Source organism: Campylobacter sp. CCS1377, assembly GCF_040008265.1.
Classification (GTDB): domain Bacteria; phylum Campylobacterota; class Campylobacteria; order Campylobacterales; family Campylobacteraceae; genus Campylobacter_D.
In genome coordinates this window covers 183,564-197,171 of sequence record NZ_CP155620.1, presented here as the reverse complement: position 1 = coordinate 197,171, position 13,608 = coordinate 183,564, and the positions used below count along the sequence as shown (strand labels likewise).

The window sequence follows — 13,608 nt, the reverse complement described above, 5'->3', positions numbered from 1 at the left end:
AAAATCATAGCAAATTGTAACTTTGCATTGTATGAAAATTATGCTAGAATTGTCCTTATTTTCTTAAGGTTTAAGATGAACAAATTTAGAACTTTTCCACAAATTGGGGCTTTAATTGACGATGAAAGTTTAAAAGAATATCCTTTTTATTTAAAAGCTCACTTTTGCAAAAGCGTTGTTGCAAAACTCAAAGCAAATTTAGATGAAAAAGCCCTTGATAAAGCAAATATCTTAGAAGAAATCAAAAAAGAAATCAAAAAACATTTGCACAAAGACTTACAAAGCGTGATTAATGCTAGTGGCGTTGTTATCCATACAAATTTGGGGCGAAGCGTTATTGATGAAAGCATTTTTGAAAGCTCTAAAGAAGTGCTTTGCAATTACGCTAATATCGAATTTAATTTAGAAAATGGCAAAAGAGGAAGTCGCTATGCATTAGTGCTCGAAAAGCTTAAAATGCTTTTTGAGTGTGAAGATGCTTTGGTAGTAAATAACAATGCTGCCGCAGTTTTTTTGGTGCTAAATTCACTTTGCTTTGATAAAGAACTCATCACTTCAAGGGGCGAACTTGTAGAAATTGGTGGAAGTTTTCGTGTAAGCGAAGTGATTAAAGCTGCTGGGGTAAAGCTTTTAGAAGTGGGCACTAGCAATAAAACACACCTAAAAGATTATGAAAAAGCCATAAATGAAAACACTAAAATGCTTTTAAAAACTCATAAATCAAATTTTGCCTTAATTGGTTTTTGTAGCGAAGTTAGCATAAAAGATTTGGGGATTTTGGCTAGAGAAAAAGGGCTTTTGAGTTATTATGATTTAGGTTCTGGATGGTGTGAGAATTTAAATGCAAAATTAGTTAAAAATGAGCCTAAAATTAAAGATTTAATTAAGTATTGTGATATTTTAAGTTTTAGCGGGGATAAGCTTTTTGGTAGCGTGCAAGCTGGAATCATACTGGGCAAAAAAGAACTTATTGATAAAATCAAAGAAAATCAACTTTTAAGAATGTTAAGAGTAGATAAAATTACTCTTGCTTTTTTAAATGAGAGTCTTAAGGCTTATCTTGAAAAAGATTATGAAAAAATCATAACTTTAAAACTTTTAAACGATAATTTAGAACATATAAAAGAAAAAGCTTTAAAAGTGCAAAATGAGCTTAAATTTCAAAGCGAGTTAAGAACAAGTAAAAGCTTAGTCGGCGGAGGATCAATGCCCGATAAAACCTTGGATACTTTTGTTTTAGCCTTTAAGGGCAATGCTTTAAATTTGCAAGAGAAATTCAGGACAAAAAATATCATAGGACGCATAGAAAATGAAGCTTTTGTATTAGATTTTAGGACAATTTTGGAAAAAGACTTATCAAAGCTAATTAAAATTATCAATACTATGGAAAATTTATGAATTCACTTTTAATTGGCACTGCGGGGCATATTGATCATGGAAAAACTTCTTTAATTAAAGCATTAAATGGCTTTGAGGGCGATAGCTTAAAAGAGGAAAAAGAAAGACAAATCACTATAAATTTAAGTTTTTCAAATTTAATTTGCAAAGAAAAGCACCTTTCTTTTATCGATGTGCCCGGACACAAAGATTTGGTTAAAACAATGATAAGTGGGGCATTTGGCTTTAGTGCTTGTTTATTTGTAGTTGATATTAATGAAGGTCTAAAAGAACAAAGCATAGAGCATTTAGAAGTGCTTGAAATTTTAGGAATAAAAGATATTATTTTAGTATTTAGTAAATGTGATTTATGTGAGAATTTAAAAGAACAAGGGCAAAAAATTTTAAACGCGCTGAATTTTGTGCCAAAAGAAATTTTTTATACTTCCATTAAAGATGAAGCAAGTATTAAAAAATTAAAAAACTATCTTTTAAATTTAGAATGTAAAAATACGGATGAAAAACTTGTTTTTCGTTATTATATCGATAGGGTTTTTTCCTTAAAAGGCATAGGAACTGTTATTACAGGAAGCTTAAATGAAGGAAAAATTGCCTTAAATGAAAAAATCATTTGCCTTGATAATCAAAAAGAACTCATCATCAAAAATATACAAAATCATGAAAATAATTTTAATGAAATTTCAGCCTTTAACCGCGTAGCTTTAAGTTTAAATTGTGATTATAAAGAGCTAAAAAAGGGTTTTTTATTAAGTAAAAAAGGATTTTTTAAAGGTTTTAAAGAATGTGATGTTTTAATTAAAGCTAAGAATTTAAAAAATGCAAAAATGCTTTTTTGTGTAGGAACAAAAAGTATAGAATGCAAGGTTAATATTTTAAAAGAATTAGAAAATGATGAATTTTTCGCGCATCTTGATTTTGAAAAAAATCTTTTTTTATGCTTTGATGAAAAATTTGTTTTACTTCAAAACAACCGCGTTATAGGCGGTGGAAGGGTTTTAAATCCTATGAGCGAGCCCTTAAAAAGAGAGCAAAAAAATAAGTTTTTAATGTTTTTAAAAAATAAAGATCTAAAAAAGGCTTTCGAGTTTTTAACCAATACCCATAAATACGGCTTTGGTTTGCTTTCAAGTTATCAAAGATTTAAATTAGGCCATGAAGAAGCATTAAATTTAGCCAAAGAATTAAACGAAGTTTTTATAGATGAAAAAAATCTTAATGTTTATAATTTATCCATTTTAGACGAATTTAAGAAATTTGTTTCTTTTATACTTGAAAAAAATCCTTATGCCATGCTTTCAGCTATTTCTTTGGCCTTAAGGCTTTCTTGGGCTAGTGTGGAATTTTGCGAATTTGGACTTAAAAATATGACAAATTTACTTGATTTCAAAAATGGAGTGTATTTTAAAAAAGGAATTGATTTTGAAAAATTAAAAGAAAAAAACAATAACGAGCTTTATGAAATGCTTAAAAAACAAGGTATAAAAGCTGAAGCACCTTATAATTTATATGATTTTTTAGAGCTTGATAGAAAAAGCGGAGATGAAATGTTAAAAAAACTGACAAAGCAAAATCTCATCGTAAGATTAACACATAATCTTTTTGTAGAGAAAAATGCACTAAATAAGCTTATGGAAGAATGCTTTGAGCTTTTAAAAAATGAAAGTCTTGATGTGCAAAAAATGAAAGAGTATTTTAATTTTTCAAGAAAATACGCCATAGCTTATTTAGAATATTTAGACAAAAATGAAAAAGTAACAAAAATAAATGAAAAACGCTATTTAAAAGACAATATTTAATCAAATATAATAAAATTAAAAAAAATAAAAATTTTTAAGGAAAATAATGAAAAAAATTACTCTTGCTTTATTAATATCTAATGTTTTACTTTTTGGTGCTAGCAACCAAGAAATTATTGATTTTTATACTAAAGTTTATTCTTCACAAATACCTGATGTAAAAATTTCTGTTATAAAAAGAGAGAAAATTCCTGTTGATAATTTCGAAAGTGTTATTTTAGATATTCAAAGTGAAAATTTTAAAGAGCAAATCATTACTTTTACAAAAGATTCTGTTATAGTTCCTGATATTTTAGATCTTAAAAATGAAATTTCTTACCGACAAGCCTTTGAAATGGAAAAAATCAAACAAATAAAAGACAATTTTGAAAAAAATGCAAAAAATGAAGTTAAAAAAGAAACAATGCTTATAAGTCTAGGAGACAAAACTAAACCCTCAATGTATGTATTTTCAGATCCTGAATGCCCTTATTGTCGCAAACACCTAAAAAGTATCAAACAAACCTTAAAAGATTATCAAGTCCATCTTATCTTAACTCCAGTGCATGATAAAAGTGCTTTTGAAAAAGCGGCTTTGATTTATAAGGAAATTAAGGGTGCAAAAAATGATGAAGAAAAAATTGCTATTTTAAATAAATATTTCGATCCAAATATTAAAGATTATCCAAGCGTTAATGAAAATGAGTTACTTGAAGTCATCAAGCTAAATAATAAATATCAAGCCCTAGGCTTAATGCAAGTGCCAACCATTATAAAAGATGATGAATAAAATCTTACTTTGTTGTATTGCACTCTTTTTTACAGCTTGTATGAGTGCCAATATGCAAGCTTTTGTACAGACCAATAATGAAGGAATTTTTATCAAAAGTGAGAAAAATCAAAGCATAGCTTTTCATTTTAAAAATCCTTCAAATTATAACACAACCTTAGAATATCGCCTTAAGAAAAAATTCCAAGAATTAGGATTTAGAGTGATTGATGATAATGCGGATTATAACGCGTATATCAATTTAGTTGATTTTAGAAAATTTTCTTTTGCACAAAGAATGAGTTCAGCCAGTGCTGATTTTTTCTTTAGTGGATTTGACACCATATATAATAATTATGAAATGTATGTTGAAAACTATTTCATCATGCAAGTGAATATAAAAATAGAAAGCAAAACACAAACACAAAAAACCAGTCTTGTGGCAAGAACAGCTTATCTTAGCAATTTAAAACGCTGCCAAGATGCTTTGGAAAATAAAATTGTCGAGCAAATTTCAAGCTTTTTTTATTTCAATTGATTCTCAAAAGTTTTAATCAATTTTAAATTTTAACTGATAAAGTCCATTTTTAAGACGTTTGAAAAGCTTTTTTTCTTCTAAGAATTTAAAAGTAGTGATAATGGTAGGCTTGCTTTGGTTTAATTTTTCTTCTAACTCACTTATTTTTATGAAAATAAAGCCATTTTCATCAGCATTTTCACATAAAAATTGTAACAATTCAAAGCGTTTTTTGCCTAGAATTTCTTTGCAAAGGCAAAGTATTTTTTCGTTCATAAGAAAAATACCTTAAAAAGTACCACAAGCCAAGTACATACTGCCAAACACACACTAAAAAATACCGCTGCACTACCACAATCTTTAGCTTTTTTAGCTAAAATATGAAAATCATCGGTATATAAATCCACGCAAGCTTCAATGGCAGAATTTAAAGCTTCTACTATGAAAATCAATACTAAAACAGAAATTAAAATAAAATGCTCTGCAAAACTTAGTGGCAAAAATAATGAAAAAATTATCAAAGGCAAGGTGATTGCAACTTCTAGTCTAAAAGATTTTTCATCTTTGAGTAAAAATTTAATACCGCTTAAAGCATAGCTTGAATTTTTAAATAAAGAATATTTTGGTTTCATTGATTTGCCTTTAAAGCTTGATTTAAAAGATCATAATTTACCTCATAAACACTTGAATTTACATCAAAATATCCCAAAAGTGTGCTAAAAAGATTATCCTGTGAAAGTTTTAAGTTTTTGTGTTTTTGTGCTAAATCCATTAAATTTTCATCATTGCTCCAAAAAATCGCAGGAATATGTGTTTGTGTTTTTGGTGCTATAGTATAAGGCATTCCGTGCAAATATATGCCATTTTCTCCCAAACTTTCTCCATGATCTGAAAGATAAATCAAAGAACTTTGATAATCACTCATTTCTTTTAAAAGCTTGATAATCTCGCTTAGTATAAAATCCGTATAAAGCAAAGTATTATCATAGGTATTAATCAAAGCTTCATTATCGCATTTTGAAAGCTCATTTGTATCACATGTGGGTGTAAATTTCTTAAAAGCATCAGGATAGCGTTTATAATATGTTGGTCCATGAGAGCCTTGCAAGTGCAAAACGATGATATTTTGAGTACTTAAATTAGCCAATCTTTCTTTTAAATGTGGCAATAAATTCTCATCATAATCACTCGAAAGTTGTTTTTTATCCAAAAGCCTTTCGCAAACCCCTTTGCAACCGCCAGAATTATTATCTATCCATGTGGCATTTACACCTACTTTTTGTAAGATATCCATAGCATTTTCACCAAATTCAGCACTTGAATAATTTTGGCGTTTAGAAAAAGAAAACATACAAGGCAAGCTTACTGCCGTAGCAGTCCCACACGATGAAAAGTCATTAAAAAACACAACGCCTTCTTTTTTAGTATAAAAATTCGTATCATTTTTAGCGTATCCATTAAGAGAATAATTTGCAGCCCTTGCGGTTTCACCTACAACCAAAACTAAAAGTTTTTTAGTACTATTATTTTCTAAAAATGCGTCTTTTGCTATGATTTTAAATTCAGGTTTTGGCTTTAAAAAACGCACATAATAACGATATACTGCATAAATTTGATAAAAAGGTACATTATACATTCTTATTTCACTATAATTTCTAAAAAAAGGCATAAAAGTCTTGCTTAAAGGCAAAAATGCGATTAAAAAAACAAAAAGTCCTAGCAATATACTCAAAATTCTAGTTCGCATTATTTTTATAATCCCCCCCCCCAAGCTAGGGTTTTCAATACGAATTCTTGAAATCAAAATGCAAAATACAAGCACTACGAAACTTAAAACAACCACACGCCAATTAATTAAATCCAAAACTTCCTTTGTATCAGTTTGGACAACATTTTGTATCATATCAGAATCAATCAAAACCCCATAAAAAGTGATAAAATAAATACTAACACAAGATGCTACAATAAAAAAAATAGAAAAAAACTTAGTTAAATATTTTACAAAAACAACCGATAAAATTGCATGCACCAAGCCAAAGTAAGCTACAACAAAAACTAAAGTTAGCCATAGATTTTGTAATTTTTCATAAACAAATAAATGTAAATTAAAATTTAAAAGCGTGATTAAAATAGAATTTAAAAGCGTAAATTTGAACCATGAAATTTTAAGTTGGGGCATAGATTTCCTTTATCAAAATAAACATCAAAATAAAAAAAGAAGTTTAAAAAGAAAAAATTAATAGTTAGTAATAATTTTTATTAATTATGCTATTATTTTACTTTTGAAAATTGCAAAGGATAAAAAATGAAATTACTTTCATGGAATGTCAATGGCTTAAGAGCGATTTGTGATAAAAATGCCCTTGATTGGATAGCAAATGAAGAAATTGATTTTATAGGCTTTCAAGAAATCAAAGCACACGAAGATAAATTTCCTAAAAAAATTTATGAATATCCTTTTAAGCATATGTATTCAAATTCTGCTAAAAGGGCGGGATATTCTGGCGTGATGAGTCTTTGTAATTTTGATAGTGAAGTGAAAAAATGTGAATTTTTTGATGACGAAGAGGGCAGAGTTTTAGAGCATCGCTTTAAAAATATCACCCTTTTTAATATTTATTTTCCAAATGGACAAAAAGATGAAGAACGCTTGAATTTTAAGATGAAATTTTATGCGGATTTTTTGGTGTATTTAGACAAGCTTTTAAAAGATGGTTTTGAGATAATAATCTGTGGCGATGTAAATACAGCTCACAAAGAAATCGATCTTACTCATCCAAAAGCAAATGCTAATACTTCAGGCTTTTTGCCTATTGAAAGGGCTTGGATTGATGATTTGTTAAAGCTTGGATTTATCGATACTTTTAGAGAAATTAACGGCGAAATCAAAGAAAAATACTCGTGGTGGAGCTATAGGATGAAAGCAAGAGAAAGAAATGTAGGCTGGAGGATTGATTATTTTTTCATTTCAAAAGGCTTAAAAGATAAACTTAAAAATGCTTTTATAAGAGATGATATTTTTGGTTCAGATCACGCACCCATAGGAATTGAAATAGATATTTAAAACTATCTTAAAGATAGTTTTAACCTTCAAAAAATAAATGCTGGATTAAAATTTTAAATCCTAATAAAATTAATACCGCACCGCCAAAAAATTCAGCCTTGCTTTTAAGATAAATCCCAAAGGTATTACCTATTTTTAAGGCAAGCAAGCAAAACATAAAGGTAATAAATCCTATCAGCAAAAGAGCTAAAATTAAATTCACTTTCAAAAAAGCAAAACTCACGCCAATCGCTAATGCGTCAATGCTAGTTGCTATTGCTAAGCCAAGCATTATTTTAGCGCCAAATTGATTTGAGTTTGTATCGCAACTTTCATCTTCTAAGGCTTCTTTTATCATTTTAGCGCCAATTAAACCAAGCAAGATAAAAGCTATCCAATGATCTATAAATTTTACAAAATCACTAAAAGAAATTCCTATAAAATATCCTATGAGTGGCATTAAAGCTTGAAAGCCACCAAAATAACAACTTACGATTAAATAATGCCTAATTTGTAATTTTTTTACACTAAAACCCTTGCACAAAGATACCGCAAAAGCATCCATAGCTAAAGCACAAGCGAGAAAAATTAAACTTAAAATATCCATTGATTTCCTTATAAAAAAAGGAAAAATTATAACAAAATAAAATAAAAGTATATTTAAGTAGTTTATAAGCTTACTAGCTGTATAATTCAATTTCATTTTAAAAATTGGCCCATTCGTCTAGCGGTTAGGACATCGCCCTTTCACGGCGGTAACACGAGTTCGAGTCTCGTATGGGTCACCACTCTTTAACTTCTAAAAGCTAAAAACCCTTACAATTTATTTTAATTTTATAAAAATAAGAAATATTAGAAATTATAAATTTTTATCAATTAATAATTGATTTTTATCTTGGCAAAGATTTTTCCAATTTGAAGTTGAATTTAAATCCAAACACTGTTGCAAGCTTTGTTTTTGTGCATTTAAATTTGCTAATTTCTCATAAACCAATGCTTGGGTATAAAAAATTCTTGCCTTTTCATCCGCATTTAAATTTTTAATTTTAATCAAATCCTTTAAAACCAACAAAGCTTCATCATACCTTTGGGCTTTATACAAAGCATCGAGATAGGTAAATTCTAATTGTGGGCTGAATAAATTTACACCTTTTAAGTTTTGATAATCAATCGCCTTTGTGGCATAAGTTAAAATACTTGTTTGCAAATTTTTATCCTTACAATATGTCACAAATTCATTATAAAGCTCAACCATTTCATAATTCATAGGAAATTTTTCTAAACGCATTAAAGATTTAATCGCATTATTATAATCATCCATTCTTAAATACGCTAAAAATTTCAACTTTAAAGCCTTAAATTTTTCCTCATCGCTTTTTAAAATTCGCGAATTTAAAATTTGAGTGCTTAAATCCAAAACTTGCTGATATTTTTTATCATCAAGCAATAAATTTGCCTTTTGCAAACCATAATAAATACTATCTTCATTATAATTTTTTTCGATATATTCTTTAGCCTTGTCTATTTTTGAAGTTCTAAGCAAACATTCAAGCATATGTTTTTTGCCATCAATGCCTTGAATGATCCCATAACTTTCGAAACGCAAATAAAGATCTGTAGCTTTAATACACTCATCTTTTGAAAGTTCTGCATTTAGACTATTAATAGCGGCTTTACTAAGATAGCCTTTATCATCTGGATTTTGACTTTGATCAATTAAATCTTTAAATTCTAAAACCTTAGAATAATTTCCTTCGTTAAAATACAATTTCACATCTTCACTTAAAGCTCTTTGAGAAATTTCATTATTGTATTGCTCTCTTAATTGCGTATAACGCTCATGCAGTAAAGTCGAATTATTATCTGCTGTATCAAAAAATATACGATCTGAAGCTTCTTTGATTTCTGTAATAAATTCTCCATCCATAAATTCTTCCACATAAAGATCGAGATATTTTTTAGCATCTTGATGCCTTGCAGTTTGACTTAGATCAAGTGCCAAATTTTTCAAGGTTTTTTCATATTCTGGATCTATGGTTTTTAAATCAAGAAAAACCTTTTCGTAAATTGCCGAGCTAAGATTATAAAGTTTATGCATACTTAAAAGCTCTGCTAAATCCAAAGCTCTATTTTTATCTTGAACAAAATAAGCAGGATTAGCTTCAAAAATCAGATTTATAAATGATATAGCCTTAGAATAATCTTTTTTTTCTATGTAATACTTAGCTAAAAAAGCTCCTGCACGACTGGCTAAATCTTTATTTTGACTTTGATAATAAATTTGCTCATTTAAAAGCATTCCCTCTTCTTTTTTACCTAAATGATAAAGATATTCTGCATAATCTAAAAGTGCAAGCTCTGAAAAATAATTTCCCGCATGCTCATTTTTTAAGATGCCGATCACATAATCAACATTATTTTTTTGACTAAGACCCATATAAGCTCTCATACTTAAATATAGAATTTCGGGAAAATTTTTATCACTCGTAAAAGTGCGCATCCAATTTTTGCTCTCTTCGAGCATAGCTTCCAAGACTGCTTGATCTTTATCTTCATCATTATAGGTATAAAGTTTATTTTGTGCCCTTAATTTATAAAGTATAAATTCACTCATAAAAATACTGCCACTGTAACGATTGATAGCATTTTGTGCGTCGCTAATTACTTGCAAATAATTACTTTTTTCATATTCATTTTTTATACGCACATAAGTATTAATATCTGCACTTTGTGGAATAACAACGGGATTTGATTCCAAATCTAAAGCTCCAATTGAAGGTAAAATCTCATGTGGAAATTTAATATCAAAATTTAAACCATCGCGTTCATCAACAAAATCAATTTTTTCTGAAAAAACAAAGGTGAAATTCTTTGATGTATTGATATTTTTAGTATTTTTAACATCTGTTTTTGCATAAAGCTCCGGATCTAAAATATACATTTTTGCTTCAATTTTTGGATAAATCAAAATTTGCAAATTGTCATTTTGCTTTTTAAATTCCAAATCAAAATAATCAAATTTTTGATTTTGAAATTCTCGCTCAATATTTCCTAAAATATCGCACTGGAAATGAGATTTTCCATCAACAACAAGCTCTTTACAACTAAATTCTTTATCATTTTTTAAATGCAAAATAGCAAAGGTAGAGTTATTTTCTCTACCTGTATTTAATACCAAATCAAAGCCAAAAAGATATATAAAACTTATACAAATTAAAATTAAAACTCTCATTGTGAGATTATACAATATTTTACAAGATTAACACATAAAATAAACTGGCAATTAAAGATAAAGTTAAAACCAAAATCTGAGACATTTGCAGTTTTTCAACACCCTCAAAGCCAAGATTCTTTTTGAAAAAAGCATAGATGATAATTTTAAAATAAGCAAACACAATCAATGCTGAACTTAAAGCCATAATAAGAGCTAAATACCAATAACCAGCCTCAATGCTTCTTAGCATAATCATTACCTTACCCCAAAATACACCAAAAGGCGGAATTCCTGCCAAACTTAAAACAAAAATTCCTAATAAAAGTGCTAAAACGGGTTTAAATTTAAATAAAGCCGCTAAAGCATCGTAAGAACTTGACTTTGTAAGGCTTAATAATAGAAAAGTGCCATAATTTGCAAAAGCAAATAAAGTCCAATAAGCCATCACGCTATCCAAAGATGAAGAGAAAAATTCATAATCTGATAATATTGGAATCAAAGCCATTAAAGCAAAAGAAGAATGCGAAATGGAACTATAAGCGAGCATTTTTTTCACATCATTTTGACTTAAAGCCACTATGCTTGAAATCAGCATAGAAAAAGATGCAAAAATCATCACCACATAAATGAAATTTGCTTGTGGTACAAAAGCAAAAAGACGACACACAAAAGCAACCATAGCAATCTTTGGAACAACGGAAATAAAAGCCACTAAATTTGCATTTGAAGCATAATAAACATCTTTAAGCCAAAAATGAAACGGCATTAAAGAAAGCTTAACTCCAGCAATTACTAGCATCATAGCAAATGCGCCTATCGTTAATACATCATTTGAATTTTGCATAGCTTTATTAATGGCTAAAGAGCCTGTTTTCATATAAATTAAAGCACAAGCTAAAACAAAAAATCCAGATCCTACCGCTGCAACGCTAAAATACTTTATAGCACTAGAAATAGCATTTCTTGTGCCTCGCATTGCAATTAAAGTATAAAGCGCTAAAGAAGAACTTTCAAGTCCTATAAAGATCAAAATCAAATTTGAGCTTGAAACCATAAGCATCAAAGAAGCTGCTATAAACAATAATAAAGCATAAAATTCACCCTGCTTTTGTTTTACATCCATTAAAACATAAAAAGCTGAAAAAATCAAAATGATTTTTTGTGCTCCTAAAGCCAAACTATCCGTTTGTAAAGTTTCAAAAAAGGCATAAGAATTAGTACTAAAATCTTCAAAATACATTAAAGCAAAACTAAATACCAAAAAAATCAGACTAAAAGCCACATAAAAACTGCGGTGAAGGTTTTTAAAAGCCGAGCATAAAAGTAAAATAATAGCTCCCATAACCAAAACTAAAACGGGAAAAGCCAAAGGAATATTCAAAATTTGGAAATCGATATTATTTAGCATGGCTCATATCCTTTAAATCTGATAAAAATTCGATACTGGCTTGATCTGTTGCCTTAAGCTGCATTATGTTTAAAAGCTCATTTACATTTGCTTCAATAGGATTTAAGAAAACAGAAGGAGAAATTCCTAAATAAAAAATTAGTATAACCACAATGCTAAGCCCTATAATTTCTCTTGTTTTTAATGTAAAACGACTTACATGGCTTTCTTCGCCCATAAAAAACATTTTTCTAAAAACACTTAGCATATAAATTGCACCTAAAATAATGACAAGTCCCGCCAAAAGCGCATAAATAAAATTAATTTTAGCCACACCTAAAAGCACTAAAAATTCTCCAACAAAAGAAATGGTTAAAGGCAAAGAAATACTTGCAAAAAGCACTATGGCAAATAAGGCTGCAAATAAAGCACCTTTGGAAGCCAAAGCTTTATGATAAGAAATTTTTAAAGTTCCATATCTTGATCTTAAAATCGAAGCCATAATAAAAAGCGCACCTGTTACAAGACCATGTGCAAACATATAAAAAATCGCTCCTGTGAGTCCAAAAACATTTAAAGAAAAAATCCCTAGCAACATCACACCAATATGCGAAATAGAACTATAAGCAATCAGTTCTTTTAAATCATCAGCTCTATAAGCAATAAATGCTGTATATAAAATACTTACCACACATAAAGCAAAGATGAAAGGCATTAAAAAAACACTCGCATCAGGGAAAAGTGGCAAACAAAAACGCAAAAAACCAAAAGGAGCCATTTTAAATGCTACAAGCATTACAGAAGCAGTGGTTGGAGAATACGCATAAACCTTTGGCGCCCAAGTATGGAAAGGAAATAAAGGGCTTTTAATCGCAAAAGCGACAAAAAATGCTAAAAATAACCAAATTTGCACACCAAATTCAGGTGCAGAAATATGCTCTTGCCAAACAATAAGATCAAAAGTCCAAATATTTAACACTTGATGATTTAAAAAAGCCAAATAAATCATAGCTACAAGCATTAAAATAGAACCCGCAAAGGCATAAAGAAAGAATTTAACCCCTGCTTTGTAATCTTTAGAATGCAAACCTATAATATAAATTAATGGCAATAAAGAAAACTCCCAAAACACATAAAAAAGCAAGGCATCTAAAGCGCTAAAAAGCCCCATAATAGCAAATTCTAAAACAAATAAACTTACAAAAATTCCCTTGTGTCTTATTTTTAAACACAAAAAGGACAAAAATACCATTAAAGAACAAAGTAACATTAAAATAAGTGCAATAGAATCAACACCGATATGATAGTTTAATAAAGAATTTGTAGCACTTTGAAGTTGATATTCAAAGGCATATCCTTTTGTGTATTTTAAAAATAAAGCTAAATTTAAAAGCAAAATCACAGCACTAGCTATAAGACTTAAAAATTTAATAGTGTTTTTATTTTTAAGTCCCAATAAAATAAAAGCCACAAATAAAGGCAAAAAAATCAATACATTCAACATC

The 13,608-nt window shown here is 28.9% G+C and carries 12 protein-coding genes and 1 tRNA gene; 6 read left to right on the top strand and 7 right to left on the bottom strand.

Going from position 1 to position 13,608, the window contains the following annotated elements; genetic code table 11:
• Positions 1 to 75 precede the first annotated feature (75 nt).
• The 4 genes from selA to AAH949_RS01040 are packed head-to-tail and all read left to right on the top strand — an operon-like array spanning position 76 to position 4,480.
• Positions 76 to 1,398, top strand: coding sequence for an L-seryl-tRNA(Sec) selenium transferase (gene selA, locus AAH949_RS01055; RefSeq protein WP_348518711.1), 1,323 nt, complete (start codon positions 76 to 78; stop codon positions 1,396 to 1,398).
• On the top strand, positions 1,395 to 3,194 hold the full coding sequence (gene selB / locus AAH949_RS01050) for a selenocysteine-specific translation elongation factor (RefSeq protein WP_348518710.1): 1,800 nt from the start codon (positions 1,395 to 1,397) through the stop codon (positions 3,192 to 3,194). Before selA ends, selB begins: the two co-directional genes overlap by 4 nt.
• Before the next feature lie 46 nt (positions 3,195 to 3,240).
• Positions 3,241 to 3,963, top strand: coding sequence for a thioredoxin fold domain-containing protein (locus tag AAH949_RS01045; RefSeq protein WP_348518709.1), 723 nt, complete (start codon positions 3,241 to 3,243; stop codon positions 3,961 to 3,963).
• Complete coding sequence (locus AAH949_RS01040) at positions 3,956 to 4,480, top strand: hypothetical protein (RefSeq protein WP_348518708.1); 525 nt, start codon at positions 3,956 to 3,958, stop codon at positions 4,478 to 4,480. The genes AAH949_RS01045 and AAH949_RS01040 overlap by 8 nt, the downstream gene beginning before the upstream one ends.
• A gap of 12 nt (positions 4,481 to 4,492) precedes the next feature.
• Here AAH949_RS01040 and AAH949_RS01035 read toward each other — a convergent pair whose 3' ends face one another.
• The 3 genes from AAH949_RS01035 to AAH949_RS01025 are packed head-to-tail and all read right to left on the bottom strand — an operon-like array spanning position 4,493 to position 6,638.
• On the bottom strand, positions 4,493 to 4,735 hold the full coding sequence (locus AAH949_RS01035) for a replication/maintenance protein RepL (protein WP_348518707.1): 243 nt from the start codon (positions 4,733 to 4,735) through the stop codon (positions 4,493 to 4,495).
• Positions 4,732 to 5,091 (bottom strand): diacylglycerol kinase, encoded by a 360-nt coding sequence (locus AAH949_RS01030; protein ID WP_134238353.1) that lies wholly within the window; start codon positions 5,089 to 5,091, stop codon positions 4,732 to 4,734. The genes AAH949_RS01035 and AAH949_RS01030 overlap by 4 nt, the downstream gene beginning before the upstream one ends.
• Positions 5,088 to 6,638, bottom strand: coding sequence for a phosphoethanolamine--lipid A transferase (locus AAH949_RS01025; RefSeq protein ID WP_348518706.1), 1,551 nt, complete (start codon positions 6,636 to 6,638; stop codon positions 5,088 to 5,090). Before AAH949_RS01025 ends, AAH949_RS01030 begins: the two co-directional genes overlap by 4 nt.
• A gap of 126 nt (positions 6,639 to 6,764) precedes the next feature.
• Between AAH949_RS01025 and AAH949_RS01020 the strand changes: the two genes are divergently transcribed.
• Entirely contained in the window at positions 6,765 to 7,523 is a 759-nt protein-coding gene (locus AAH949_RS01020) for an exodeoxyribonuclease III (RefSeq protein ID WP_348518705.1), read from the top strand.
• A 19-nt stretch (positions 7,524 to 7,542) separates the two neighbouring features.
• On the opposite strand, the gene AAH949_RS01015 is transcribed toward AAH949_RS01020, so the two are convergent.
• Complete coding sequence (locus tag AAH949_RS01015) at positions 7,543 to 8,109, bottom strand: manganese efflux pump MntP family protein (RefSeq protein WP_348518704.1); 567 nt, start codon at positions 8,107 to 8,109, stop codon at positions 7,543 to 7,545.
• A 106-nt stretch (positions 8,110 to 8,215) separates the two neighbouring features.
• Between AAH949_RS01015 and AAH949_RS01010 the strand changes: the two genes are divergently transcribed.
• Positions 8,216 to 8,290 (top strand) — tRNA-Glu (locus tag AAH949_RS01010).
• A gap of 71 nt (positions 8,291 to 8,361) precedes the next feature.
• Here AAH949_RS01010 and AAH949_RS01005 read toward each other — a convergent pair.
• The 3 genes from AAH949_RS01005 to AAH949_RS00995 are packed head-to-tail and all read right to left on the bottom strand — an operon-like array spanning position 8,362 to position 13,607.
• A complete protein-coding gene (locus AAH949_RS01005; protein ID WP_348518703.1) occupies positions 8,362 to 10,734 on the bottom strand; it encodes a flagellar protein in 2,373 nt (790 codons plus the stop codon).
• Positions 10,735 to 10,753: 19 nt separating this feature from the next.
• Positions 10,754 to 12,124 carry an NADH-quinone oxidoreductase subunit N gene (locus AAH949_RS01000; protein WP_134238349.1) on the bottom strand — a complete coding sequence of 457 codons (1,371 nt, stop codon included), beginning with the start codon at positions 12,122 to 12,124 and terminating at the stop codon, positions 10,754 to 10,756.
• Complete coding sequence (locus AAH949_RS00995; RefSeq protein ID WP_348518702.1) at positions 12,114 to 13,607, bottom strand: NADH-quinone oxidoreductase subunit M; 1,494 nt, start codon at positions 13,605 to 13,607, stop codon at positions 12,114 to 12,116. Before AAH949_RS00995 ends, AAH949_RS01000 begins: the two co-directional genes overlap by 11 nt.
• Position 13,608 lies beyond the last annotated feature (1 nt).